Raw genomic sequence first — 24,375 nt, 5'->3', positions numbered from 1 at the left:
TCAAGTGCAACCCGGGTAGCATTCCGGCTACGACAGCAGCAGCTTGATCGCCTGCGGATAGAGTTTGACTTCGACTTCTTCGAGCAGCCGCGTGGCGAGCTGTTCGGCGGTTTCACCGGCGCGGATCCTCATGCGCCCCTGCAGGATCACCGGGCCGCCGTCGAGTTCCTCGGTGACCCAGTGCACGCTGGCGCCGTGTTCGCTGTCGCCGGCGGCAATCGCCCGCGCGTGCGTGTCCAGGCCTGGATACAAGGGCAGCAACGACGGATGGATATTGATCAGCCGACCGGCGAAGGCGCGCACGAAGGCACTGCTCAGAATGCGCATGAAGCCAGCGAGCACCACCAGATCGGGCTTGCATGGCTCGATCGCGGCGATCATTTCCGCGTCGAAAGCTTCGCGCGTCGGAAAGTCCGCGTGGCGGATCACACAGGTATTGATGCCGGCGGCGCGCGCATAGTCGAGGCCGCCGGCGTCGGGCCTGTTGCTCAGCACCAGCGCGACTTCGGCCTGCAGCTCACCGCTCGCTATCGCCTCGATGATCGCCTGCAGATTGCGGCCGCGACCGGAAATCAGCACGACCAAGCGCTTCATCGAAACGCCCTCAGACGAAGCGTACGTCCTGCTTGCCCTTGACGATCTCGCCCATCACGAAGGGCTTGGACTTCTTCAGCGCGGCCAGCGTCTCGGCCACCTTCTTGCGCGGCACGACCATCGCGAAGCCGACGCCGCAGTTGAACACGCGCCACATTTCGTCCTGTTCGACGCCGCCCTTTTCCTGCAGCCAGTCGAAGATTGCCGGGCGCTTCCAGCTCGTCGTGTCGATCACCGCCGCGGTGCCCTTGGGGAAGCAGCGCGGCAGGTTGCCGACGATGCCGCCGCCGGTGATGTGCGACATGCCGACGATCGGCAGCTTGGCATCGAGCGCCTTCAGCACCGGCTTGACGTAAATCGTCGTCGGCGCGAGCAGCGCGTCGCCGATGGTGCCGCCTTGGAACTTGTCGTCGAGGCTGGCGCCGCTGACTTCGAGAATCTTGCGCACCAGCGAATAGCCGTTGGAATGCGGGCCGCTGGACGGCAGGCCGATGATCAGGTCGCCGACCTTGATCTTGCTGCCGTCGATGATCTTGGATTGCTCGGCGACCGCGACGCAGAAACCGGCCAGATCGAAATCGCCCTTGGCATACATGCCCGGCATTTCGGCGGTCTCACCGCCGACCAGCGCGCAGCCGGCGAGCTTGCAGCCGGTGGCGATGCCCTTGATTACCTGCGCCGCGACTTTTTGATCGAGCTTGCCGGTGGCGTAGTAATCGAGAAAGAACAGCGGCTCGGCGCCCGACACCAGCACGTCGTTGACGCACATGCCGACCAGATCCTGGCCCAGGCCCTCGACGCGGCCCGAATCGATGCCCAGGCGCAGCTTGGTGCCGACGCCGTCGGTGCCCGACACCAGTACCGGCTTCTTGTACTTCTTCGGCAGCGACACCAGCGCGCCGAAGCCGCCGACGCCGGCCAGCACTTCAGGCCGGCGCGTGCCGCGGACGATCTTCTTGATGTCGTCGACGAGTTCGTCACCGGCATCGATATCGACGCCGGCGTCGCGATAGGAAAGGCCTGCTGCTTTGGTCATGGAGAGTACGGGTGCGGGAGCGCAGGCTCGACGGCGTCGGCTGCTGGGTTGGGGGCGGCTCTGTCTGTGATTTTACCGGTTGGCACCGGATAATGCGCCCTTGCCTGACCGGTCCAGCCCGATGAACGCAGCGCCCGACAGCGTCGAAGACAGCGTCGCCTCCTCGTTCAAGGAGAACTGGCCGTGGATGCTGGTCGGCGTCGCGCTGCTGGTGTTCACCTGGCTGCTGGCCCCGATACTGACCCCGTTCGTGGTCGGTGCCGGCCTGGCCTACATCGGCGATCCGCTGGTCGACCGGCTCGAAAAGCTGCGGATGTCGCGCACGCTGGGCGTCAGCCTGGTGTTCTTCGTGATCTTCGCCGCACTGGTGCTGGTGGTGCTGCTGGTCGTGCCGATGCTGCAGGGCCAGCTGACGGTGCTGGTGCACAACATCCCGGACTGGCTGACCTGGGTACAGGACAAGGCCCTGCCCAAACTCGGCATCAAGCTGCCGCGCGGCGTGCAGCTCGATGCCGAGGGCGTCAAGACGCTGATCACGCGCAACTGGTCCAGTGCCAGCGACATCCTGCCGGCGATCTGGGAACGCGCCTCGCAGTCCACCGGCGCAATCGTCACCACGATCGCCAACCTGCTGCTGATTCCGATCGTCACGTTCTACCTGCTGCGCGACTGGGATCTGCTGGTCGCCTGGGTGCGCAACACCATTCCGCCGCGCTGGCGGCCGAACGCCGACAAGCTCGCGCTCGAAACCGACGACGTGCTCAGTGCCTTCTTCCGCGGCCAGCTGACGGTGATGGCGGCGCTGACCGTGTATTACTGGATCGCACTGTGGCTGGCCGGTTTGAACCTGGCGCTGATCGTCGGCCTGATCATCGGCCTGGTCAGCTTCGTTCCGTATCTGGGCGCGGTGATCGGCATCGTCACTGCGGTGATCGCGATGGTGGTGCAGACCCAGGAGCTGACGCCGTTCATCTGGCTCGGCGTGGTATTCGCGATCGGCCAGTTTCTCGAGTCCAACGTGTTCTCGCCCTGGCTGATCGGCGACCGCATCGGCCTGCATCCGGTGGCGGTGATTTTCGCGGTCATGGCTGGCGGCCAGCTGTTCGGCTTCATCGGCGTGCTGCTGGCGCTGCCGGTGGCCGCGGTATTGGCGGTGATGATGCGCCACACGCTGCATCACTGGCTGGGCAGCAAGCTGTACCTTCAGGACGCGCCGCTGAACGAACTCACGCCCGAGCAGCTCGACAGCGTGCCGGGGCCGATGCCCTAAGGTGAAGGGCGAGCAGATCCCGCTGTCGGTGCAGCTGCGCAGCACCGCGAGCTTCGACACCTATCATGCAGGCCCGAATGCCGACGCCGTTGCCGCGCTGCGCGCGCTCAGATCGGGCGGACTGTATCTGTACGGCCCGGCCGGCACCGGCAAGAGCCATCTGCTGCAGGCGCTGGCGCGCGAGGCCCAGCAGCGCGGACTCAAAGTCAGCTATCTGCCCTTGCGCGGCCTCGTCGACAACGGCGCCGATGCGCTCGACGGGCTGGTCGGTTTCGACCTCGTGTGCGTCGACGACATCGAGGCCATCGACGGCAATGCGGATTGGCATCACGCGCTGATCCGGCTGCTCGACCGGCTGCGTAGCGAGGGCAGCGGTTGGTGCGTTTCCGCGTCCGCGGCTCCCGAGCGCATCGCCAGCCTGCTGCCGGATCTGCGCACGCGCCTGTCGGCGCTGCCGCTATTCGGCCTGCGCGCGCTCAGCGACGACGACAGACGCGCCTGGCTGCGAGAAGCCGCGCGTCAGCGCGGCCTGGAGTTGCCGGACGATGCCGCGCGCTGGCTGATCAATCACCTGCCGCGCGACGCCGGCAGCCTGCTGCTCGCGATCGAACAGCTCGACCGCGCCTCGCTGCGCGACAAGCGCCGGCTGACGATGATGTTCGTGCAGAAGACGCTGGAGCCCCGTTAGCGAAGCTCTTCACGAAGCACTCATTTGTCATTCCCGCGAAAGCGGGAATGACAGGCTGATGCAGCAGCTCCTCAAAATTCCTACGGCCTCTCTCGGGCCAGCAGCCGCACGTACAGCACCAGCGCGACGAAATCGATCGCCGCGATGCTCGCCAGAAAGAACGCCGACCATTTCTGCATCGGCTGCGCATAGCCCGAGGCCAGATAACCCGCGGCGTAGAACACCACCAGCATGCAGGCCCAGGAATACGTGTAGGCGCGGCCGCGGATGATGCCGGCGATCGGCAACAGCAGCGGCAATACCAGCAGCGCGCCGCTGCCGCCGCGCGAGCCGATCAGCATCAGCACGATCAGCAGCAGATGCGAGGCGATCGCGACGACTCTCGCGTAAAAACTCAGCGGACGCTTCATGCGAGCTTCTGCGCAAACTGCGCGACGCGACGCCCCAGCGCATGGCACAGCGTGATCTCGTCGCGCGTCAGCACCGCTGGACTCGAACCGGTGCCGGCAACGTGCGAAGCGCCATACGGCGTGCCGCCGCTCTGCGTGCTCGACAGCGCCGGCTCGGTGTACGGAATGCCGGCGACCAGCATGCCGTGATGCAGCAGCGGCAGCAGCATCGTCAACAGGGTGCTCTCCTGGCCGCCGTGCATCGTGCTGGTCGAGGTAAATACCGCGGCGGGCTTGTTCGCCAGCGCGCCGGACATCCACGGGCCGGACGTCGAATCCAGAAAATACTTCATCGGCGCGGCCATGTTGCCGAAGCGCGTCGGGCTACCCAGGATCAGGCCCGAGCATTCGCGCAGATCGTCATGGCTGACGTAGACCGGCCCGTCCTGCGGAACTTCCGGCTGCGTCGCCTCCGTGACCGTCGACACCGGCGGCACGGTGCGCAGTCGCGCGACCGCACCGGCGGCTTCGACGCCGCGACAGATTTCGCGCGCCATCGCCGCGACCGAGCCGTTGCGCGAGTAGTACAGCACCAGGATGTCGTTCATTGCGGCGGATCGGCAGGTGGAGTGCGCATTGTAGTGGCTTGCAGCGCGCCGCTTCGGCGATCATGCGGTTTCGCCTTCCGCCATCGAGACCGCCGTGCTGCCAGAGCGCCCCGCCCGCCTGTTGCTGATGCTGCTGACGACGACCGCGCTGCTGGCAGCCTGCGCGCCGCCGCGCCGGCTGGACGTGCCGTACACGCCGCCGCCGCGAGCGCAGCCAGCGGCGCAGCCGGCCACAGCGCAAGGCGCCGCGCTCGACACGATGACCCGCCGCAACAATGCGACGGTACGCCCGGAAATCCGCCCGCTGACCACGCAGACACCGCCGCCGTTGCCCGACTACCTGCCGCCCTCGGCGGGCAGCGATCCGGCCGGCAAGCGCGCCGCCGACGTGCCCTATCTGCAGCTCGCGCAGGCCGAACTGCAGAAGTCCTATCAGTACACCGGCCTCAACGACGCGCAGATCGCGCAGCAGAAAAACGCCGAGTCGCTGCTGGTGCTGGGCGCCGGCGAAGCCGCGTACAAGGCCTTGCTGCAGCTCAACGACCAGCTGAAAAACGGCGTCAAGCCTTATGCGATCAAGCGCGGCGACAACTTGTGGATCATCTCGGCGCGCCCGGAAATCTACGGCAATCCCTGGCTATGGCCGCTGATCTGGCAGAACAACCTGCAGGTGATTCCCGACCCCAATCGGCTCAGCGCCGGCCAGCAGTTGAAGATCCGCCCGAATCCGACGATCGACGAAGTGGTCGACGCGGTCAATTACGCGCGCGAACGCGCCAAGACCAGCGATACGCGTATCGGCGAAGTGAAGGAAGAGACGCCGTAAGAGCGTCGCTTGAGCGGCTTGCCTACCCGCGATACCAGCGCTTGTTCAGCGCATTGATCACCAGCGCCGGATACTGCGGCTTGCCATAGCTGCCGTTGTAGCGCTGCAGGGCCTTGACCAGATCACCGTGTTCGCGATCCAGGTAGTAGCGCAGGATCGTGCAGCCCATACGCAGATTGGTCCGCGTGTGGAACAGATTGTCCTCCGGCCCGGCGATTTCGCGCAGCCAGAACGGCATGATCTGCATGTAACCCTGGGCGCCGGCGCTGGACAGCGCGAAGCGCTTGAAGCCGCTTTCGATCTGGATCACCGCCAGCGCCAGCTCCGGCGTGATGTTGGCGCGGTCGGCTTCCTGGTGCACCAGGCGCAGGAATTCCAGCCGCTCCTTGTCGTCGGGGATGTTGCGCTTGATCCGGCCGGACATGTCGACCAGCCAGACTTCGGCGTCGAAGCGATCCTGGAAGGTATTCGATTGCGCGATCGCCGCCTTCAGCAGCGCGCGCAGCTCCGGCTCGGGTTCGCCAGTCGGGCCTGCATGCGCGAAAACACTCGCGAGCAGCAGCAACGCGGCCATCAGGCCGCGCGCCGCCAGGCTCGCGTCGCGTTTTCGCATCAGGCCAGCTTGGCGAGTACCGCGGCAAGGTTCGCGTCTATCATCTCGGCCTTCTCGGCGCGACGATGCTTGTACTCGAACTGCGAATTCGCCAGGCCCTTGTCGCCGATGACGATGCGATGCGGAATGCCGATCAGGTCGGCGTCGGCGAACATCGGGCCGGGACGCAGGCCGCGATCATCGAGCAGCGCGTCGACGCCGGCTGCGATCAGCTCGTTATAAAGCTGCTCGGCGGTGTCTTTGGCCGCCTGCGACTTGTCGGTGCCGATCGGCGTGACGATCACGCGGAACGGCGCGATCGCGTCCGGCCAGACGATGCCGTTGGCATCATGGCTCTGCTCGATCACCGCCGCGACCAGGCGCGACACGCCGATGCCGTAGCAGCCCATCTGCGGCGTGACCGCCTCGCCGGACTCGTTCAGCACCGTCAGGTTCATTGCCTTGCTGTACTTCTGGCCGAGCTGGAACACGTGCCCGCCTTCGATGCCGCGCAGCAATCTGATGGTTCCTTTGCCATCCGGCGAGGGATCGCCTTCGACGATCATGCGCAGATCCGCGGTTTCCGGCGCCGCGCAGTCGCGCCCCCAGTTGACGCCCTTAATGTGCGCGCCGCTGGCGTTGGCACCGCAGACGAAATCGCCGAGTTCGGCGGCGGCAAAGTCGGCGATCACTTCGATCGGGCAATTGACCGGGCCGAGATAGCCGACTTCGCAGCCGAACTTCGCCTGCACGTCTTCGACCCTGGCCATCTCGAACGGCGACGCGATCTTCGGATGCTTGGACGCCTTGATCTCGTTGAGCTCGTGATCGCCGCGCAGCACGATGCCGATCAGGCCGCCGTCGGCGGCCTTGGCGACCAGCAGCTTGGTGGTCGTCGCCAGCGGAATTTTCAGAAAGGCGGCAACCTGCTCGCAGCTCTTCTGCCCCGGCGTCGGCACGGTTTCCATTGACATGGCCGGTGCGGGCGCCGGCAGGCCGGAGGGCTGGGTTTCCGCGGCCTCGACATTCGCCGCGTAGTCGCCTTCGGTGGACACCGCGAGCAGGTCTTCACCGGCGCCGGCGAGAATGTGGAACTCCTCGCTGGCGGCGCCGCCGATGTTGCCGGAATCCGCCTGCACCGCGCGAAATTCCGCGCCGATGCGCGTGAAGATGCGCGTATAGGCGGCGCGCATGTTGTGGTATTCGGCGACCAGGCTGTCCATGTCCATGTGGAAGGAGTACGCGTCCTTCATGATGAATTCGCGCGCGCGCATCACACCGAACCGCGGGCGGCGCTCGTCGCGGAACTTGGTCTGGATCTGGTAGTAGTTGATCGGCAGCTGCTTGTAGCTGCGGATGTCCTGGCGCACGTGGTGCGTGACCGCTTCCTCGGCGGTCGGGCTGTAGATGAAGTCGTTCTTGTGGCGGTCCTTGAAGCGCAGCATTTCGGCGCCCATCACGTCCCAGCGGCCGGATTCCTGCCACAGCTCGCCGGGCTGCACCGTCGGCATCAGCAGCTCCAGCGCGCCGGCGCGGTTCATCTCCTCGCGCACGATGTTCTCGACCTTGCGCATCACGCGCAGGCCGATCGGCATCCAGCTGTACAGCCCGGTGCCGAGCTTGCGGATCATGCCGGAGCGCAGCATCAGCCGGTGGCTGATGATCTCGGCATCGGCCGGCGTTTCTTTGGTGGTGCTGAGAGGGAAGCGGGACAGGCGCATGGCAGGACTGGCTTTACGGAAAGGCGGCGATTCTAGCTTTTGTCTCCTTCCCCCGCCTGCGGGGGAAGGCCGGGATGGGGCGAGACGACAGAGCAACTCCGCGACGAACGCCCCCACCCTAACCCGCCCCCGCAGGCGGGGGAGGGAATTTCAGTCAGGCGGTGGCTTCCGGAAGACGCAGCTTCAGACTCACGATCAATCGCGCCGCGCCGACTTCACCTGCGGCGTGATCTTGACCAGCAGCACGCGGTTGCCCTGGACCCGGCGCACCAGCGCGGCGAAATCCTCGAACTGGGCGTTGTCACCCTCGCCCGGCACGCGGTCGAGCTTGCTCATGATCAGGCCGCCGACGGTGCTGACGTCCTCGTCCTCGGCCTCCTCGATCTCGCGGCCGAGCTCGCGCTCGATGCGATACACCGGCGTGTCGCCCGGCACCAGGAAGCTGCCGTCGGGCAGCCAGACGAAGCGCCGGTCGGTGCTCTTCTGGCGGCTGGTCTCGTGCTCGTCGGTGATCTCGCCGAAGATCGTCTCGAGGATGTCTTCCATCGTCACGAAGCCGACCAGGCGCTCGTCGTTGTCGCGCACCAGCGCCAGGTGCGGCGCGCCGCCGCGGAAGCGGCGCATCAGCTCCAGCGCCGATTCTTCTTCGCGCACTTCCAGCACTTCGCGGATGTGTCGGCGCAGCCGCGACTGCACGTCGTCGCCGCCCGGTTCGAGCAGGATGTCCTTGACGTGCAGCAGGCCGAGCACGATTTCGTCTTCACGGTCGTCGTCCTCGGCCTCGAGCAGCACGTAGCGGCTGAAGCGGTGGTTCTGGATGGTGCGGCGGATTTCCGCGTAGCTGTCGTCGGAGCGCAGCGTGACCAGCTCGCGGAACGGCCGCATCAGGTCGCCGGCTTCGAGGTCCGCCAGCTCGAGCGTATGCGCGACGATGGTCTTGATCTCGATCTCGGGGCCTTCGGTGACGCGGCGGCTGTGATGCAGGATGGTCTGAAGCTCTTCCGGGCTGTAATACGCGTCGCTGCCATGGCCGCCGGCCGCCGCGCCCAGGCCCAGGCGCTTGAGCAGTGCGTTGGAACTGGTGTTCAAAAACCAGATCGCCGGGTACATCAGCCAGTAGAAAACATAGAGCGGGCCGGCGGTGATCAGCGACAGCGCCTCGGGCCGGCGCAGCGCCAGCGACTTCGGCGCCAACTCGCCGAGCACGATGTGCAGGTAGGAGATCACCGCGAAAGCGACGACGAAGGCGATGCTGTGCACCACTTCCATCGATTCGATGCCGATCGCCGCCAGCGGCATTTCCAGCAGTCCGGCAAAGGCCGGCTCGCCGATCCAGCCCAGGCCCAGCGAGGCCAGCGTGATGCCGAGCTGGCAGGCCGACAGATAGGCGTCGAGATTGTCGTGCACCCGCCGCAGCATGCCGCCGCGCCAGCCATGCGCGCTGGCCAGATCCTCCACCCGGCTGCGGCGCAGCTTGACGATCGCAAACTCGGCCGCGACGAAGAAACCATTCAGCAGAACCAGCACAAAAGCGACGACCAGCAGCAGGCTGTCTTGGAGCAGGACCATCGGGCACCACGAAAAGGGCTAACCATCAGTCTACGACACGCCGGCTTGCGGCGGCCTTGCCTGCTCAGCGCTGCCTTGCCCTCTCCCTTCGGGAGAGGGTGGCGCGAAGCGCCGGGTGAGGGCGTCTCAGATTCAAGCTGGCCTGATGCTTGGAGACCCTCACCCCTGCCGCTCTCCCGGAGGGAGAGGGGTTAGCCAAAACTAACGCTTTTCCAGGCGAATATCCCCGGAAAAGCTCGACAGGTCGACCCGTGCGCGGCCGTCGCCGATCTTGAATTCCTTGCGTTCGCGGCGCTCCTCGTCGGAGGCGCTGCCGCCGCCGAAGGCGCTGCGCACTTCACCGCTGAAGGTGTGCAGGCTCACCAGCGCCGAGGTCGCCTGCGGCAGCCGCACGCGCATTTCGCCGGACAGGGTTTCGCCGGTCAGCCGGCCGTCGCCGGTCAGCGCGGCCTCGACGTTGTAGTCGCCGGAGATCGACTTCAGGCTCAAGTCGCTGAACGTGCCGCCGACCAGCTCGGCGTCGCCGGAGACGGTCTCCAGCTTGAGCCTGCCGCTGGGTCCGGTGACACGCACGTCGCCGCTGATGGTGTTGATGCTGCAGACCTTGGTCGGCGATTTCAGCACCACGTCCCCGCTGACGGTGCGCGCCTCGACTTCGTCCGAGGCCAGGCTCAGGGTCAGCTCGCCCGACACCGTCGCCGCGACCACCTTGCCCTTGATGCCCTGCACGATCACGTCGGCGCTGACCGCGTCGATAGTGAGTACGGCATTGGCCGGCAGCATCACGCGCAGGTCGGTGCCGCTGACATTGCGCGAGTTCTTCGGTGTTTTCACCACGATTTCGAGGTTGCCGTCGCTGCCGCTGATGTCGAGCTTCTCCGCGCCATGCCCGAGTTCGCCGGTGACGTAGGCCTCGTTCTTGTCCCAGGCCGAAACCTGCACCGAGCCGGCGACATTGGAGATGCGCACTTTCGCATCGGCCTTCAGCGGACGACGCTCGTCGATGGTGCTGGCGGCGTCGTCATAGTCGTCACCGCCGCGGCTGTGCCAGTCGTGCTGCGACGGCGGCGACGGAGGTGATGGCGGCGACGGCGGCGCGACCGGCGCAGCGGCCTGCGCCGCGACACTGCCGAAAGCCAGCAGTGCGGCGGTGATCAAGGGTCTGATCGGGGTCTTCATGTGCAGCTCCTGCCCTCTCGGGCCTCGATAACTCAAATCAATAACTCAAATAAGCTGGCGGTCGAGCAGACCGCTCAAATGTTGTTTCTGGCTCTGCGTGCTGAGCAGCAGGTTCTGCAGATAGGCATCGTTGGGATCGGCCGCCAGCGCCTGGCGCAACTGGCTTTCGGCGCTTTTGACGATCTTCAGGTTGGCCTTGATCAGCGCGCGATTGGCACCCTGCATTTCGTCGCGCGAAGCTGCGCGCATCGCCACCGTGTGCAAGCCGTCGTCGGCCTGGGCGAGCTGCGGCGACGTCGTGGCCGGCTGCCCGGACACCGCTGCGACCGTGGTCGGCGCTCCAGGCGGCGGCGTCTGCAACTGGCGCACGACGATCAGGCCGGCGATCAGCGCGGTGACGCTCGCGGCGGCGGCCAGCGGCACCCAGCGGCGACGCGGCGGCGGCAGGCGCTGCACGCGCTGGGTCTGCGCCTGCGTCTGGATCCGCGCCTGGATCGCCGGCCACAGATCGTGCTCGGGCGCGCGCTCCATGCTCAGGCCTTTGAGGCCGGCGATCGGCGGCAGCTCGTGCTCGTGCTCGTTGTCGTGGATATCGTTCATTGCAGAAAACCTCTCATCAGCTTGCGGGCGCGGTGCAGCTGCGCCTTGGAGGTGCCGACCGCGATGCCGGTCAACTCCGAAATTTCGTCGTGCTGGTAACCCTCGACGTCGTGCAGCAGCAACACGCTGCGCGCGCCCGGCGGCAGCTTCGCCAGCGCTTTTTCCAGATCCATGCGGTCCGCGGTCTGCTGCTGCGGATGCTCGTCCACCGGCACGCCATCGCCTTCGTCGCCGGCCGCTTCGGCGACGTCCTCGAACGTGACCCAGCGCTTCATCAGCCGGTATTCGCCGAGCACCAGGTTCACCGTCAGCCGGTGCAGCCAGGTCGAGAACTGGCTGTCGCCGCGGAACGAGCCGAGCTTTTCCCAGGCGCGGACGAAGGCGTCCTGCGTGGCCTGGTCGGCGCGCTTGTCGTCGCCGTTGACCAGGCGCCAGCACAGGCCGCGAATGCGGCTCACATGGCGCCGATACAGCTGCTCGAAGGCGTGCGCATCGCCGGCCGCCGCGGCCCTGGCCAGGCGCAGATCGTCGGCGTCGGCCGCCGCCGGGTCGCTCGTCGTCAGGACCGCCTGCTGAGACACCAAGGACGCGGTCTCCGGGCTGTGAGTCGGTAGGTTGTGGGCGATTGCGGACATCATCGAGCCTCTGATGCGCCAGCCACGCCGAAGGTTTAAGCCGCCTTAGAATGATCGCCCGATTCGCCGCCATGCCGCCATGACGACCCCGGTCACGATCACCTACCTGCAGATGCGCTCGCCGGACGAGCTGCGCGCCGCGCCGCCGCCGCGCGTCGCCGACGTGCAGCTGCGCCGCGCCGAAGTGCCTTGCCCGGCGTTCAGCCGCTTTCTCTACACCGCGGTCGGCGGCGACTGGTACTGGCGCGACCGCCTCGGCTGGACGCAGACGCAGTGGCGCGAGTATCTGGAGCGGCCCGGCGTGCACACCTGGCTGCTCAGCGTCCGCGGCACGCCGGCCGGCTATGTCGAGCTGGAGCGCCAGCAGCAGGACGTGGAGATCGCCTACTTCGGCCTGCTGCCGGAATTCATCGGCCAGGGCCTCGGCGGCTGGCTGTTGTCCGAGGCGATCCGGCACGCCTGGGAAATGGACGCGCCGCGACGCGTCTGGGTACACACCTGCACGCTCGACGGCACCGCGGCGCTGCCGAACTACCAGGCGCGCGGCATGACGGTCTATCGCGAGGAGACCAAGCTCATCGACGACCCGGGCCAGCCCGACGGCCCCTGGCCGGGCTCGAATCGCAGCGCAGCGCCATGAACAGCACCACCTTGCTGCTGACCGCCGCGGGCACGCATCTGCTGGCGGTGATGTCGCCGGGCCCGGACTTCGCGATGGTCACGCGTCAGACGCTGGCCTACGGTCGCCGTGCCGGCATCTACACCGCACTCGGTATCGCCAGCGCGCTGAGCTTTCATGTCGGCTGGGCGCTGTTCGGGCTGGGCTGGGTGATCGAGCGCGTGCCGGTGCTGCTCGACGTGCTGCGTTACGGCGGCGCCGCGTTTCTGCTGTACATGGGCGTCAACGCGCTGCGCGCGCAACCGCAGCCGCTGAAGCAAGACGCGCCCGAAGCACCGGCGTTGCCGGCGAGCCGCAGCTTCGCGATCGGCGCGGCAACCAATCTGCTCAACGCCAAGGCGATGCTGTATTTCCTGGCGCTGTGCTCGGCGCTGGTGACGACGGCGACGCCGGTGTCGCTGCGCTTGGCTCTCGGCGCATGGATTCTGCTGACCACCGCCGCCTGGTTCAGCCTGGCCGCCTGGTCGCTGGGGCATCCGGCCGTGCGTCGCCGGCTGATGAGCCAGGCGCACTGGATCGATCGCGGCATGGGCGTGCTGCTGATTGCGCTGGGGCTGCTGAGTTTGCTGGCGCGCTGAAACAGGTCGCGGACAGGGTCCGCTCCTACACGAGCCACACTTGTAGGAGCGGACCCTGTCCGCGACTGGAACCCCGCAGAAACTATTTTCCCTGCAACTGCGCCACGATCCCCGGATTCTCCAGCGTCGAAATGTCCGAGGTGATCTCCTCGCCCTTGGCGATCGAGCGCAGCAGGCGGCGCATGATCTTGCCGCTGCGGGTCTTCGGCAGGTTGTCGGCGAAGCGGATGTCGTCGGGCTTGGCGATCGCGCCGATCTGCTTGGACACGTGCTCGCGCAGTTCTTTCGCCAGTGCGATCGCCTCGGCGCCTTCGGGCCGCTTGCCGCGGACGATGACGAAGGCGAACACCGCCTCGCCTTTGACTTCGTGCGGCCTGCCGACGACGGCGGCTTCGGCGACGCGAGGATGGCTGACCAGCGCCGACTCGACTTCCATCGTGCCGAGCCGGTGGCCGCTGACGTTCAGCACGTCATCGGTACGACCCAGAATCCAGTAATAGCCGTCCTGATCGCGATGCGTGCTGTCGCCGGCGACGTAGTACTGATTGCCGAACTGTTCCCAATAGGTCTTGATGTAACGATCGTTGTCGTTCCAGATCGTGCGCAGCATCGACGGCCAGGGCTTGGTGATCACCAGATAGCCGCCGACATTGTTGCCCTCGACCTTGTTGCCGCTCTCGTCGACGACCTCGACGAAAATGCCCGGCAAGGGCTGCGTGCACGAGCCCGGCTTGGTCGCGGTCGCGCCCGGAATCGGGCTCATCATGATCGCGCCGGTTTCGGTCTGCCACCAGGTGTCGACGATCGGCAGCCTCTCTTTGCCGACGACGCGGTGATACCACATCCAGGCTTCCGGATTGATCGGCTCGCCGACGCTGCCGAGCAGGCGCAGCGACGACAGATCGTATTTCTCGGGCCACTCGTCGCCGAGCCGCATCAGCGCGCGGATCGCGGTCGGCGCGGTGTAGAAAATCGTCACCTTGTGATCCTGGATGATCTTCCAGAACCGCCCCGCGTCCGGCACCGTCGGCGCGCCTTCGTAAATCAGGATCGTCGCGCCGTTGGCGAGCGGACCATAAGTCACATAGCTGTGCCCGGTGATCCAGCCGATGTCGGCGGTGCACCAGAACACGTCGCCGGCCTGAAGATCGAACACCCATTGCGCGCTGACGGCGGCGTTGACCAGATAGCCGCCGGTGGAATGCTGGATGCCCTTGGGCTTGCCGGTCGAGCCCGAGGTATAGAGCAGGAACAGCGGATGCTCGGCCTCGACCCATTCCGGATCGCAGTGCGCGGACTGCTTCTCCAGCAGCTCGTGCCACCACAAATCGAGCTTGGCGTTCCACTCCACCTTGTGATCGGTGCGCTTGAACACGATCACGTGCTCGATGCTCTTGCAGCCGCCGGCGAGCGCTTCGTCCGCGGCTTTCTTCAGCTCGACGATGTTGCCGCCGCGGCGGCCGCCGTCGGCGGTGATCAGCAGCTTGGCACCGGCGTCTTCGATGCGATCGCGCAGCGACGATGCCGAGAATCCACCGAACACCACCGAGTGAATCGCGCCGATACGCGCGCAGGCCTGCATCGCGATCACCGCTTCCGCGGTATGCGGCATGTAGATCACCACGCGATCGCCCTTCACCACGCCGAGCGACTTCAGGCCATTGGCGAGCCTGCAGACTTCGGCATGCAGCTGCCTGTAGGTCCAGACCTTGACGTCGCCGCCCTCGCCTTCGAAACGGATCGCCGGCTTGTCGCCGCTGGCGCCGAGATGGCGGTCCAGACAGTTGGCCGAGGCATTGGTGCGGCCGTCGGTGAACCAGGCGTAGTTCGGCGCCTTGCTGTCGTCGAGCGCGATCGTGAACGGCGTCTGCCAGCTGATGTGCTTTCTCGCCAGATCGGCCCAGAAACCCACAGGATCGGCCGCCGCTTCGACGCGCAGCTTTTCGAGCTGCGCCGCGTTGATGCGCGCTTTGGCGACGAATTCGGCGGAGGGCGGAAACAGGCGCTGTTCATCCAGCACCGACTGCAGTTTGGCTTGTGGCTCGCTCATGGCTTTGGCTCTTCTTGATATGGGTATCGATTACATCCGCACGCGCCGAGTATGGACGATCGTGCTGAATCGTCCACACCCGGCGCGCTGTTCACAACGGGCTTAGTGGCTGGACGCGGTGCTCGCGCCATAACCGGTTTCCGCGCGCACCAGCTGCTCGGTGTAACGCGCCGCTTCATTGACGGCGTTGCGGCTGGAATCGGTGATCGAGCCCAGCCAGCAGCCGATGAAGGCGATCGGCATCGAGAAGATCGCCGGCGCGTCGTAGGGGAAAATCGCCTCCGGGAATCCCAGCACTTTCACCCACACCGCCGGGCTCAGCACGGTCAGGCTCACCGCCGACAGCAGGCCGAGCCCGCCGCCCAGCACCGCGCCGCGCGTGGTCAGGCCTTTCCACATCATCGACAGCAGCAGCACCGGGAAGTTGGCGCTGGCGGCAACCGCGAAAGCCAGGCCGACCATGAAGGCGACGTTCTGTTTTTCGAACGCGATGCCCAGACCGATCGCGAGGATGCCGAGGCCGACCGTCGCGATCTTGGACACGCGGATCTCGTCCTTCTCGTTGGCCTTGCCACCCTTGAACACGTTGGCATACACGTCGTGCGACACTGCCGCCGCACCCGACAGGGTCAGGCCGGCGACCACGGCGAGGATCGTCGCAAAGGCCACTGCGGAGATGAAGCCAAGGAACATGTCGCCGCCGACCGCGTGCGCCAGATGGATCGCCGCCATGTTGCTGCCACCGCGCAGACCGGCGCCGTCGAGGTAGAAGGTGTTGGTGCCGATCAGCACGATCGCGCCGAAGCCGATGATGAAGGTCAGGATGTAGAAATAGCCGATGAAGCCGGTCGCATACAGCACGCTCTTGCGCGCCTCGACCGAGTTCTTGACCGTGAAGAAACGCATCAAAATATGCGGCAGGCCGGCGGTGCCGAACATCAGCGCGATGCCCAGCGACACCGCGGACACCGGGTCCTTGACGAACTTGCCCGGCGCCATGATGCCCTGGCCGTCCTTGTGCACCGCGACCGCGCTGCTGAACAGCTTGTCGATCGAGAAGCCCATGTTCTTCATCACCATGAACGCCATGAAGCTGGCGCCGCCGAGCAACAGCACGGCCTTGATGATCTGCACCCAGGTGGTCGCGAGCATGCCGCCGAAGGTGACGTAGACGATCATCAGCACGCCGACGATGACGACGGCGACGTTGTAGTCCAGGCCGAACAGCAGCTTGATCAACTGGCCGGCGCCGACCATCTGCGCGATCAGGTAGAAGGCCACCGTGACCAGCGTGCCGGCGGCCGCGAGCAGGCGTATCGGCTTCTGCTGCAGGCGATAACTGGCGACGTCGGCGAAGGTGAACTTGCCCAGGTTGCGCAGGCGCTCCGCGATCATGAACATGATCACCGGCCAGCCGACCAGGAATCCGATCGAGTAGATCAGACCGTCGAAACCGGAGCCGAACACCAGCGCCGAAATACCCAGGAACGAGGCCGCCGACATGTAGTCGCCGGCAATCGCCAGGCCGTTCTGGAAGCCGGTGATGCCGCCGCCGGCGGTGTAGAAGTCCGAACGCGAGCGCGTGCGCTTGGCCGCCCAGTAGGTGATGCCCAGCGTCGCGGCGACGAACGCGAAGAACATGATGATTGCGGTGACGTTGAGCGGCTGCTTGGTCGCCTGCCCTTCGAGCGCGGCCGCGAATACCGGCGCGCTGAAGCCCAGCGCGGCGGTGCCGGCGGCGAGCCTGCGTATCGCGCGGATCATGACTGCGCCGCCTTCAGCGCATCGGCGCTGAGCTGGTCGAATTCGCGATTGGCGCGGCTGACGTAGATGCCGGTCAGCACGATCGCCGACAGGATCACGCCCAGGCCCAGCGGGATGCCGACCGTGATCACCTCGTCGATCCTGATCGCCAGCACCTGCGGTGCGAACGCGATCATCAGGATGAAACCGTAGTAGATCACGCACATTGCGATGCTCAGCTTCAGTGCCAGGCTGCCGCGGCGCGCACGCAGGCGCGCGAAAGCCGGGCTCTGGTAGATACGGCGGATATCGGGCGCCAGCGCGGCGACCTCTTCGGGCGTGAGCGTGCCGGGGGCGACGCTGGCGGCAGCGGATGTCATGGTGCTCTCCTCGTGCTTATCGTTATGTGCAGCAGTGGCCGCAGCATAGAAGTGCCCCCGCCTGCTCACCATCCGACCTTGGTCTAAGGCCGGCGCGGCCGCACTGCTTGCGGTTAAGCTGCGGCGCCTGTTTGCGGGAGCCTGAGCCTTGCTGTCCAGCAGCATTCTCTTTCTGGTGTCGGCCACCTATGTCGGCCTTCTGTTCGGCCTCGCGTTCTGGGGCGACCGGCGCGCGCGCCGGCTCGGCAGCCCGGTGCGCAAACGCTGGATCTACAGCCTGGCGCTGGGCGTGTACTGCACCTCGTGGACGTTCTACGGCGCGGTCGGCCGCGCCGCGATCAGCGGCTGGGATTTTCTGCCGATCTATCTGGGGCCCGCGCTGGTGTTCGTGTTCGGCAACGGCCTGATCGCGCGGCTGGTGGCGATCAGCAAGCGCCACAACATCACCTCGATCGCCGACTTTATCGGCGCGCGTTACGGCCGCCACCAGAAGCTGGCGATGATGGTCGCGCTGATCGCGGTGTTCGGCGTGCTGCCGTACATCGCGTTGCAGATCAAGGCGGTGGCCTTCAGCTTCGAAGTGCTGGTCGGACCGGCGCGCGGCGAACGCGCCGACGACAATGCGCTGTTCATCTCGATCCTGCTGGCGACGTTCGCGATCCTGTTCGGCACGCGCCACGTGGTGTCCACCGAAAACCATCACGGCATGATGCTGGCGATCGCCTTCGAGTCGATGTGCAAGCTGCTGGCTTTCGTCGCGGTCGGGCTGTTCGTCTGCTTCGGCCTGTTCGACGGCATCGGCGATGCGTACACCCAGGCGCTGGCGCTGCCCCAGGTAGCGCAGCCGCTGACGCAGCCGGAATGGCAGCTTGGCTTCGTCACCCAGACCTTGCTCGCCGCAGCCGCCGCGCTGTGTCTGCCACGGCAGTTTCATGTCACCGTGGTCGAGAACACCGCGCCCGCCGATCTGCGCACCGCGCGCTGGCTGTTTCCGGGCTATCTGGCGCTGATCAGCCTGTTCGTGCTGCCGATCATGGCCGCCGGCGTGCTGCGCTTGCCGGCGGGCACGCCGGCCGACAGCTTCGTACTGTCGCTGCCCTTGAACGAAGGGCACACCGCGCTGGCACTGGTCGCCTATCTCGGCGGATTCTCGGCGGCGACCAGCATGGTCATCGTCGCGACGATCGCGCTGTCGACGATGATCTGCAACGAGGTGGTGATGCCGCTGCTGCTGCGCTGGCCGCGGCTGGGCCTGGCCGAACGCGGCGATCTGTCGAGCCTGCTGAAAACCATCCGCCGGCTGTGCATCGCCGGGCTGGTGATGCTCGCCTACCTGTACTACCGGCTGTTCACCGGCCCGGGCTCGCTGGCCTCGATCGGTCTGCTGTCGTTTTCGGCGGTACTGCATTTTCTGCCGGCGCTGATCGGCGGCCTGTACTGGCGTCGCGCGACCTATGCCGGCGCGGTGGCGGGCCTGTCGATCGGCTTTCTGAGCTGGTGCTACGTGCTGCTGCTGCCGACGATGCTCGGCTCGTCCGGCGTTGAGTCCGGCCTGCTGCAGCAAGGGCCGCTGGGCATTGCCTGGCTGCGGCCGAACGCCCTGTTCGGCATCGACGGCCTCGACCTGATCACGCACGGCACTTTGCTGAGCCTGGCGCTGCATCTGCTGGCCTATGTCGCGGTGTCGCTGTCGTCGGGCTCCGGCCTGCGCGAGCGCCTGCAGGTGTCGCGCTTTCTCGAAGACAGCCGCGACGCGCCGAGCCTGCCGCCGGTGCCGCTGCGCAGTTCGGCAACGGTCGGTGATCTTCAGGCGCTGCTGGAACGCTTCTTCGGCGCCGAGCGCGCCCTCAAGCTGATGCACGACTACGCCGCGCGCAGCGGCCGCAGCAGCAAGCCCGGCGATCGCGCCGAGCCGGCGCAGGCGCGCTACGTCGAGCATCTGCTGGCGTCCGCGGTCGGCAGCTCGTCGGCGCGCCTGGTGCTGGCTTCGACCCTGCGCGGCCGCGACATGCAGCTCGAGGACGTGGTGCGTCTGCTCGACGAAACCTCGCACGTGATCCAGTTCAATCGCGAGCTGCTGCTGGCGACGCTGGAGCATCTGTCGCAGGGCGTGTCGGTGGTCGACAAGGATCTGCAGCTGGTCGCGTGGAACCAGCGCTACATCGACATCTTCGACTATCCGCCCGGCCTGGTCGCGATCGGCCGGCCGATCGAGGAGCTGCTGCGCCACAACCTCGCGCGCGGGCTGCTCGGTGCCGAGGCCGACGCCGAGGCCGCAGTGACGCGGCGACTGCAGCACATGCGCGAGGGCCACGCTTACACGCATCAGCGCGCATTGCCCGACGGCAGCACCGTCGAAATCCGCGGCAACCCGATGCCCGGCGGCGGCTTCGTCACCAGCTATTCCGACGTCACCGGCTACAAGCGCGGCGCCGACGCGCTGCGCGAAGTCAACGAGACGCTGGAGTCCCGCGTCGCCGAACGCACCCGCGAGCTGACCGCGCTGAACGCCGAACTCGCCGCTGCCAAGCGCGCCGCCGAACAGGCCGATCACGCAAAGACGCGCTTTCTGGCCTCGGCCTCGCACGATCTGGTGCAGCCGCTGAATGCGGCGCGCCTGTTCACCGCGGCGATCGCGCGCGACGCATTGCCCGAGTCCGCGGCGGCATTGCTGAGCCAGGCCGAGAGCTCGCTGAGCGCGGCCGAGGGCCTGCTGTCGGGCCTGCTCGACATCTCGCGTCTGGACGGCCGCGCACAGGCGATACGCCGCGAGCATTTCGCGATCAACGATCTGCTCGAACCCCTGGCGGCGGAAACCGCGGCGCTGGCGGTGCGCGCCGGACTGCAATTCCGCTGGCGGCGTTCGCGCGCGATCGTCGAGAGCGATCCGCAGCTGCTGCGCCGCGTGCTGCAGAACCTGCTGTCGAACGCAGTGCGCTACACCGCCAGCGGCAAGGTGCTGCTCGGCTGCCGGCGGCTGCGCGGCGGCCAGCTGCGCATCGAGGTCTGGGACAGCGGCGCCGGCATCGCCGAGCATCAGCAGCAGGAGATCTTCCAGGAATTCCGCCGGCTCAGTGCGCAGGACGCGCGCGGTGAACGCGGCATGGGTCTGGGTCTGGCGATCGTCGAGCGCGTCACCGGGATCCTGAAACATCCGCTGCAGCTGCGCTCTCGTGTCGGTCATGGCAGCGTGTTTTCGGTGACCGTGCCGCTGGGGCAGCGTTCGATGCAGCGCGGCAGCGAAGTGCGTGCGCCGCTGCGCGGCTCGCTCGCCGGCGCGCGCGTGCTTTGCCTGGAAAACGAGCCCGCGGTGCTCGACGCGATGCAGGCGCTGCTGCTGAGCTGGGGCTGCGAAGTGATCGTCGCCGCCGACGACAACGCCGCGTATCAGGGCCTGCAACAGGCCACGCCGGATCTGCTGCTGCTCGACTATCACCTCGACGGTGAACTCAACGGCGTGCAGGTGGCGCGCGGTCTGCGCGAGCGCTGCGGCCGCGACATTCCCGGCATCGTGCTGACCGCCGACCACACGCCACAGGCGCGGCTGGATGCGCAGGGTCACGGGCTGTCGCTGCTGCCCAAGCCGGTGAAGCCGGCAGCGCTGCGCGCGCTGATGACGCGGCTACTGAGCCAGAACGCCGACCTGTAGGAGCGGACTGTCCGCGACTGTGCCATCAAGCGCACATCGTCCGGTGATTTCGCAGTCGCGGACAGGGTCCGCTCCTACTGCCGCTATTCGGCGTCGAGGTCTTCGCTCGCTGCGACTTCCGGCGGCGGCGCCAGCCGCCCGCTGTCGGCGCTGAGCAGGCGCTGCGCCAGCACTGCGGCCTGGGTGCGGCGTGACAGGCCGAGCTTGCGCAGGATCACGGTGACATGGGCCTTGATCGTTGCTTCCGATATCTCCAGCTCGGCGCCGATCTGCTTGTTCAGACGACCATCAGCGAGCAGCGTCAACACGCGAAATTGCTGCGGCGTCAGGCTGGCGACGCGGGCGGCGAGCTCGGCGTCGACGTCGGCCGCGGATTCACCGAGCAGCATTTCCGCCGGCACCCAGGTGTTGCCGGCGAGCACCGCGCGCAGGCCTTCGGCGATCTGCTCGGTGCTCGATGACTTGGGGATGAAAGCGCTGGCGCCGAAGTCCAGCGCACGACGGATCACGCCCGGATCTTCTTCGGCCGACACGATCGCGATCGGCAGCGCCGGATACTGGGCGCGCAATTCGATCAGCGTCGAAAAACCCTGCGAGCCCGGCATGCGCAAATCCAGCAGCAACAGGTCGGCCTCGCTGTTGGCCTGCACCGCTGCCTGCAGTTCGGCAACACCGGAAGACTCGACCACGCGCACGCCCGGCAGCAGCTTGGCCAGGGTCTCGCGCAGCGCGGCGCGGAACAGCGGGTGATCGTCGGCGAGCAGGACTAGTGGGGCGTTCACGCGGCGAGCCTAGTGCAAGCACCCGCGCGCCGCCAGCCGCATGCGACTTTGGTCGCATATCGACTTTCGGCGAATGGCCGCGCGCTGCCGCGCTGCCCATGCTGCGCTTCGAGACGGCCAGCGGATCAGCGCAACAAGGCCGCCAAAAACGACGAGGAGAGAACGATGAAAACTGTCATGCGTGCCCCGCTGCGCCGCAGCCTGCTGTGCGTTGCCGCTGCAACGATCGTCGGCGCCGCTGCGCCCGCCGCACAGGCCGCCGAGATCGGCGACGTCACTTTGACCTGGGGCGGCTACATCAAGCTCGACACGCTGTACAGCCATTTCAGCGACGGCCCGGTCGTACAGGGCACCGGCCGCGATACCTACATTCCGAACCAGATTCCGGTCGCCACCGGCGCGGCCGACGACGACTCGCACACCTACCTGGATTTTCACGCCAAGGAAACGCGGCTGTTCCTGAAAGCCGACACCGCAGTGGAAGGCCACAAGCTCGGCGGCTACCTGGAGATGGATTTCATCGTCGCCCAGGGCAGCGGCAACGAGTCGGTGACCAATGCCTACAACCCGGGCCTGCGTCGCGCCTACATCACCTTCGACAACTGGCTGCTCGGCCAGGACTGGAGCACGTTCCAGAACATGGGCGCGATTCCGGAAGTGCTGGACTTCATCGCCTTCCCCACCGACGGCACGGTGTTCGAGCGCCAGCCGATGATCCGCTACACCGCCGGCAACTTCGTGTTCGCGATCGAAAACCCGGAGAGCACGGTCGCCACCAACGGCGGCGGCCCGAGCTATGCGAACACCGACGATGCCAACCTGCTGCCGGACTTCGTCGCGCGCTACAACCTCAAATCCAGCGCCGGTGATTTCACCATCGCCGCGCTGGCGCGCGAGCTGGTCGACAAGGGCCAGGTCGGCGGCGTGTCGGACAAGGCGATCGGCTACGGCGCCAGCGTCTCCGGCAAGATGCCGCTGGGCGCCGGCGGCAACGACATCCGCTTCATGCTCAACGGCGGCGACGGCATCGGCCGCTATCTCGCTTTGAACACGATCGGAGACGCGGTGATCGACAGCGACGGCAAGCTCGACCCGGTGCGCATCTTCAGCGGCTACGTCGCGCTGCGCCATCCCTGGGACGTGAAGACCCGCTCCAGCATCGGCGTGTCGTACCTGAGCTCGAACGCCGACAGCGACCAGCTCGCAGCCGGCGCCACCGAGAAAGTCAAAAGCGCATTCGTCAACCTGCTGTATTCGCCGGTGACCAAGCTCACCGTCGGCGCCGAGCTGCGCTACGCGCAGCGCGAAACCGTCAGCAGCGACAAGGGCGATCTGATGCGTCTGCAGTTCTCGGCGAAATATTCGTTCTGAGCGTTTTGATCGCGGCAAGACCCCTGTCTCGTCCGCGATTTCTTTACTTCAGGCCTTTCAGCCATTCAGAAAACCGAGATCGTTGACGGCGAAGCGCGAAAGATGCGGGAAAATTGTACCGATCTGAACCGTACCCGCACCGAACCATTTCAGCATCGTCGCGCCGTACTGCTCGACGCTCGTGGTCGGGATCAGTCGGCCCTCGCCCAGATCGTCGACGCCGTCCAGCGTCAGGTCGGGGAACTGGCCATAGACTGCACCGCCCTTGACTGCGCCGCCGGTCACCCAGTGCACATTGCCCCAGGCGTGATCCGTCCCGTCGCCATTGCTGGTCAGCGTACGGCCAAAATCTGATGCGGTGAAACTGGTCACCGAGTCGCGCACCCCGAGTTCGGAAAGCGCGGCATCGAACGCTCCGAGTGCCTGTGAAACCTGCGTCAGCAGCGCCGCCTGCCTGGCCGGCTGGCCAATATGGGTATCGAAACTGCCGGCCGAAACGAAAAACACCTGACGCGACATCGAAAGCGTCTTGCGGGCCGCGATCAGTTTCGCGACCACTTTGAGCTGGCTCGCCAGGCTGCTTTCAGGGAATGCCGTTTTTAGTTCACCGACACCACTTAGCGCCGCCCCGATCTCGGCACCCAGGTCCACGGTGCGCTCCGCCAGTTCGCCACCAAAGCGCTCGAACAGGCCGCCGGCACGCGATGCTTCCATCAAGGCACGCGCGGCAGTGGCTCGTTCCATGCCGCCCGGTCCCGAATCGGATCGCAAAGGCAGCACACCGGCGGCGCCGAGCGAATAAGACCGGCTGGTCTGCCCGACCTGCAGCAGATTGTTGCCTGCAATCGACAGATTCATCGGCAGCCGCAGATTGCTGTTGGCCGAGCTCATCAGATCGGCCAGTCGTCCGCTCCAGCCCAAGCGTCGCGTGACATCCGGCTGGCTCGCCTGCCAGCTCTCCTGCTGATCGTTGTGCGAAAACAGTCGTGGCGGCAAGTCCCGCTTGGCGAGGAAATCCGCCTTCGTCGTCGGAGCAAGCAAAGTCCCGACATTGGCAATGAAGGCGAGCCGCCCCTGATCGAAAAGCCGCTGGATTTCGGGCATCGAGGGGGGCAGGCCGTAGAGACTGCCCGGCGTCGCGCCGGCTGGCGAGGTCTGCAGAGGTAGCAGCGTATCCCGGGACAGGGCAATCGTTCCACGGGTCGCCGCATAGATCGGATAGCGTTCGTCGTCGTTGGGAACCAATACGTTGTAACCATCATTGCCACCGTAGAGGAACACGCAGACCAGTGCCTTGTAGTCGCTGAAAGCGGCGCCTGCGGTGCCGGCCATTGCGCCGCCCAGCAGGCCTAGCATGCCGCGACGGGTCGACAAACCCGCCGCAGCGGCCAGGCCGTCGCGCAACAATTCGCGCCGCGAGCGAAGTATCGTCATCG

Annotated in this window: 22 protein-coding genes; 7 read left to right on the top strand and 15 right to left on the bottom strand. The window is 66.4% G+C overall.

Annotation, left to right across the window (positions count from 1 at the left end; all coding sequences use genetic code 11):
• Positions 1-27: 27 nt before the first annotated feature.
• Together purN and purM are read right to left on the bottom strand one after the other, a co-directional pair.
• Positions 28-594, bottom strand: a complete 567-nt coding sequence (gene purN, locus ACQZF9_RS06495; RefSeq protein WP_428312440.1) for a phosphoribosylglycinamide formyltransferase — start codon at positions 592-594, stop codon at positions 28-30.
• A 10-nt stretch (positions 595-604) separates the two neighbouring features.
• Positions 605-1,630, bottom strand: coding sequence for a phosphoribosylformylglycinamidine cyclo-ligase (gene purM, locus ACQZF9_RS06490; protein ID WP_428312439.1), 1,026 nt, complete (start codon positions 1,628-1,630; stop codon positions 605-607).
• 121 nt (positions 1,631-1,751) lie between these two features.
• Here purM and ACQZF9_RS06485 point away from each other — a divergent pair, with 121 nt between their 5' ends.
• Both ACQZF9_RS06485 and hda read left to right on the top strand, forming a co-directional pair.
• Positions 1,752-2,900: an AI-2E family transporter gene (locus tag ACQZF9_RS06485; protein WP_428312438.1), complete on the top strand. Its 1,149-nt coding sequence runs from the start codon at positions 1,752-1,754 to the stop codon at positions 2,898-2,900.
• A 1-nt stretch (position 2,901) separates the two neighbouring features.
• On the top strand, positions 2,902-3,588 hold the full coding sequence (gene hda, locus ACQZF9_RS06480) for a DnaA regulatory inactivator Hda (protein ID WP_428312437.1): 687 nt from the start codon (positions 2,902-2,904) through the stop codon (positions 3,586-3,588).
• Between the two features lie 80 nt (positions 3,589-3,668).
• Here the strand turns inward: hda and ACQZF9_RS06475 are convergent, their stop codons facing one another.
• Both ACQZF9_RS06475 and wrbA read right to left on the bottom strand, forming a co-directional pair.
• A complete protein-coding gene (locus ACQZF9_RS06475) occupies positions 3,669-3,998 on the bottom strand; it encodes a DUF2069 domain-containing protein (RefSeq protein WP_428312436.1) in 330 nt (109 codons plus the stop codon).
• Positions 3,995-4,585: an NAD(P)H:quinone oxidoreductase gene (wrbA, locus tag ACQZF9_RS06470; protein ID WP_428312435.1), complete on the bottom strand. Its 591-nt coding sequence runs from the start codon at positions 4,583-4,585 to the stop codon at positions 3,995-3,997. The genes ACQZF9_RS06475 and wrbA overlap by 4 nt, the downstream gene beginning before the upstream one ends.
• A 94-nt stretch (positions 4,586-4,679) precedes the next feature.
• On the opposite strand from wrbA, the gene ACQZF9_RS06465 reads away from it, so the two are divergent.
• Positions 4,680-5,411, top strand: coding sequence for a LysM peptidoglycan-binding domain-containing protein (locus tag ACQZF9_RS06465; RefSeq protein WP_428312434.1), 732 nt, complete (start codon positions 4,680-4,682; stop codon positions 5,409-5,411).
• A 22-nt stretch (positions 5,412-5,433) separates the two neighbouring features.
• Here the strand turns inward: ACQZF9_RS06465 and ACQZF9_RS06460 are convergent, their stop codons facing one another.
• The 6 genes from ACQZF9_RS06460 to ACQZF9_RS06435 form a co-directional block, all read right to left on the bottom strand.
• Positions 5,434-6,003: a lytic transglycosylase domain-containing protein gene (locus tag ACQZF9_RS06460; RefSeq protein ID WP_428313382.1), complete on the bottom strand. Its 570-nt coding sequence runs from the start codon at positions 6,001-6,003 to the stop codon at positions 5,434-5,436.
• A gap of 20 nt (positions 6,004-6,023) precedes the next feature.
• Positions 6,024-7,724 (bottom strand): proline--tRNA ligase, encoded by a 1,701-nt coding sequence (locus ACQZF9_RS06455; RefSeq protein ID WP_428312433.1) that lies wholly within the window; start codon positions 7,722-7,724, stop codon positions 6,024-6,026.
• 195 nt (positions 7,725-7,919) lie between these two features.
• Positions 7,920-9,293 (bottom strand): hemolysin family protein, encoded by a 1,374-nt coding sequence (locus tag ACQZF9_RS06450; protein WP_428312432.1) that lies wholly within the window; start codon positions 9,291-9,293, stop codon positions 7,920-7,922.
• A gap of 201 nt (positions 9,294-9,494) precedes the next feature.
• Entirely contained in the window at positions 9,495-10,472 is a 978-nt protein-coding gene (locus tag ACQZF9_RS06445) for a DUF4097 family beta strand repeat-containing protein (RefSeq protein WP_428312431.1), read from the bottom strand.
• A gap of 45 nt (positions 10,473-10,517) precedes the next feature.
• Complete coding sequence (locus ACQZF9_RS06440) at positions 10,518-11,072, bottom strand: hypothetical protein (RefSeq protein WP_428312430.1); 555 nt, start codon at positions 11,070-11,072, stop codon at positions 10,518-10,520.
• Positions 11,069-11,707 carry an RNA polymerase sigma factor gene (locus tag ACQZF9_RS06435; protein ID WP_428312429.1) on the bottom strand — a complete coding sequence of 213 codons (639 nt, stop codon included), beginning with the start codon at positions 11,705-11,707 and terminating at the stop codon, positions 11,069-11,071. Before ACQZF9_RS06435 ends, ACQZF9_RS06440 begins: the two co-directional genes overlap by 4 nt.
• A 79-nt stretch (positions 11,708-11,786) precedes the next feature.
• Here ACQZF9_RS06435 and ACQZF9_RS06430 point away from each other — a divergent pair, with 79 nt between their 5' ends.
• Positions 11,787-12,347 (top strand): GNAT family N-acetyltransferase, encoded by a 561-nt coding sequence (locus ACQZF9_RS06430; RefSeq protein ID WP_428312428.1) that lies wholly within the window; start codon positions 11,787-11,789, stop codon positions 12,345-12,347.
• A complete protein-coding gene (locus ACQZF9_RS06425) occupies positions 12,344-12,964 on the top strand; it encodes a LysE family translocator (RefSeq protein ID WP_428312427.1) in 621 nt (206 codons plus the stop codon). The genes ACQZF9_RS06430 and ACQZF9_RS06425 overlap by 4 nt, the downstream gene beginning before the upstream one ends.
• Positions 12,965-13,046: 82 nt before the next feature.
• Here ACQZF9_RS06425 and acs read toward each other — a convergent pair whose 3' ends face one another.
• The 3 genes from acs to ACQZF9_RS06410 all read right to left on the bottom strand — a co-directional run bounded on the left by acs (position 13,047) and on the right by ACQZF9_RS06410 (position 17,137).
• On the bottom strand, positions 13,047-15,014 hold the full coding sequence (gene acs / locus ACQZF9_RS06420) for an acetate--CoA ligase (RefSeq protein WP_428312426.1): 1,968 nt from the start codon (positions 15,012-15,014) through the stop codon (positions 13,047-13,049).
• Between the two features lie 102 nt (positions 15,015-15,116).
• Positions 15,117-16,778: a cation acetate symporter gene (locus ACQZF9_RS06415; RefSeq protein ID WP_428312425.1), complete on the bottom strand. Its 1,662-nt coding sequence runs from the start codon at positions 16,776-16,778 to the stop codon at positions 15,117-15,119.
• On the bottom strand, positions 16,775-17,137 hold the full coding sequence (locus tag ACQZF9_RS06410) for a DUF485 domain-containing protein (protein WP_428312424.1): 363 nt from the start codon (positions 17,135-17,137) through the stop codon (positions 16,775-16,777). Before ACQZF9_RS06410 ends, ACQZF9_RS06415 begins: the two co-directional genes overlap by 4 nt.
• 148 nt (positions 17,138-17,285) lie before the next feature.
• On the opposite strand from ACQZF9_RS06410, the gene ACQZF9_RS06405 reads away from it, so the two are divergent.
• Positions 17,286-20,786 carry a NahK/ErcS family hybrid sensor histidine kinase/response regulator gene (locus ACQZF9_RS06405; protein ID WP_428312423.1) on the top strand — a complete coding sequence of 1,167 codons (3,501 nt, stop codon included), beginning with the start codon at positions 17,286-17,288 and terminating at the stop codon, positions 20,784-20,786.
• Between the two features lie 83 nt (positions 20,787-20,869).
• On the opposite strand, the gene ACQZF9_RS06400 is transcribed toward ACQZF9_RS06405, so the two are convergent.
• Positions 20,870-21,568 carry a response regulator gene (locus ACQZF9_RS06400; RefSeq protein WP_428312422.1) on the bottom strand — a complete coding sequence of 233 codons (699 nt, stop codon included), beginning with the start codon at positions 21,566-21,568 and terminating at the stop codon, positions 20,870-20,872.
• 165 nt (positions 21,569-21,733) lie between these two features.
• On the opposite strand from ACQZF9_RS06400, the gene ACQZF9_RS06395 reads away from it, so the two are divergent.
• The gene (locus ACQZF9_RS06395; protein WP_428312421.1) at positions 21,734-22,939 is read left to right on the top strand and encodes a DcaP family trimeric outer membrane transporter; all 1,206 of its coding nucleotides are present in this window, start codon (positions 21,734-21,736) and stop codon (positions 22,937-22,939) included.
• Positions 22,940-22,996: 57 nt separating this feature from the next.
• On the opposite strand, the gene ACQZF9_RS06390 is transcribed toward ACQZF9_RS06395, so the two are convergent.
• Entirely contained in the window at positions 22,997-24,373 is a 1,377-nt protein-coding gene (locus ACQZF9_RS06390) for a DUF1501 domain-containing protein (RefSeq protein ID WP_428312420.1), read from the bottom strand.
• Positions 24,374-24,375 lie beyond the last annotated feature (2 nt).

The organism is Hydrocarboniphaga sp. (genome assembly GCF_965279055.1).
Classification (GTDB): domain Bacteria; phylum Pseudomonadota; class Gammaproteobacteria; order Nevskiales; family Nevskiaceae; genus Hydrocarboniphaga.
This window is presented reverse-complemented; position numbering and strand designations above follow the sequence as displayed.

Coding starts and splice junctions, on each gene's coding strand:
- ACQZF9_RS06445 (WP_428312431.1), bottom strand. CDS start 10,472: ATGAAGACCCCGATCAGACCCTTGATCACCGCCGCACTGCTGGCTTTC.
- wrbA (WP_428312435.1), bottom strand. CDS start 4,585: ATGAACGACATCCTGGTGCTGTACTACTCGCGCAACGGCTCGGTCGCG.
- acs (WP_428312426.1), bottom strand. CDS start 15,014: ATGAGCGAGCCACAAGCCAAACTGCAGTCGGTGCTGGATGAACAGCGC.
- ACQZF9_RS06435 (WP_428312429.1), bottom strand. CDS start 11,707: ATGTCCGCAATCGCCCACAACCTACCGACTCACAGCCCGGAGACCGCG.
- purN (WP_428312440.1), bottom strand. CDS start 594: ATGAAGCGCTTGGTCGTGCTGATTTCCGGTCGCGGCCGCAATCTGCAG.
- ACQZF9_RS06455 (WP_428312433.1), bottom strand. CDS start 7,724: ATGCGCCTGTCCCGCTTCCCTCTCAGCACCACCAAAGAAACGCCGGCC.
- ACQZF9_RS06450 (WP_428312432.1), bottom strand. CDS start 9,293: ATGGTCCTGCTCCAAGACAGCCTGCTGCTGGTCGTCGCTTTTGTGCTG.
- purM (WP_428312439.1), bottom strand. CDS start 1,630: ATGACCAAAGCAGCAGGCCTTTCCTATCGCGACGCCGGCGTCGATATC.
- ACQZF9_RS06440 (WP_428312430.1), bottom strand. CDS start 11,072: ATGAACGATATCCACGACAACGAGCACGAGCACGAGCTGCCGCCGATC.
- ACQZF9_RS06430 (WP_428312428.1), top strand. CDS start 11,787: ATGACGACCCCGGTCACGATCACCTACCTGCAGATGCGCTCGCCGGAC.
- ACQZF9_RS06485 (WP_428312438.1), top strand. CDS start 1,752: ATGAACGCAGCGCCCGACAGCGTCGAAGACAGCGTCGCCTCCTCGTTC.
- ACQZF9_RS06410 (WP_428312424.1), bottom strand. CDS start 17,137: ATGACATCCGCTGCCGCCAGCGTCGCCCCCGGCACGCTCACGCCCGAA.
- ACQZF9_RS06390 (WP_428312420.1), bottom strand. CDS start 24,373: ATGACGATACTTCGCTCGCGGCGCGAATTGTTGCGCGACGGCCTGGCC.
- ACQZF9_RS06395 (WP_428312421.1), top strand. CDS start 21,734: ATGAAAACTGTCATGCGTGCCCCGCTGCGCCGCAGCCTGCTGTGCGTT.
- ACQZF9_RS06425 (WP_428312427.1), top strand. CDS start 12,344: ATGAACAGCACCACCTTGCTGCTGACCGCCGCGGGCACGCATCTGCTG.
- ACQZF9_RS06475 (WP_428312436.1), bottom strand. CDS start 3,998: ATGAAGCGTCCGCTGAGTTTTTACGCGAGAGTCGTCGCGATCGCCTCG.
- ACQZF9_RS06415 (WP_428312425.1), bottom strand. CDS start 16,778: ATGATCCGCGCGATACGCAGGCTCGCCGCCGGCACCGCCGCGCTGGGC.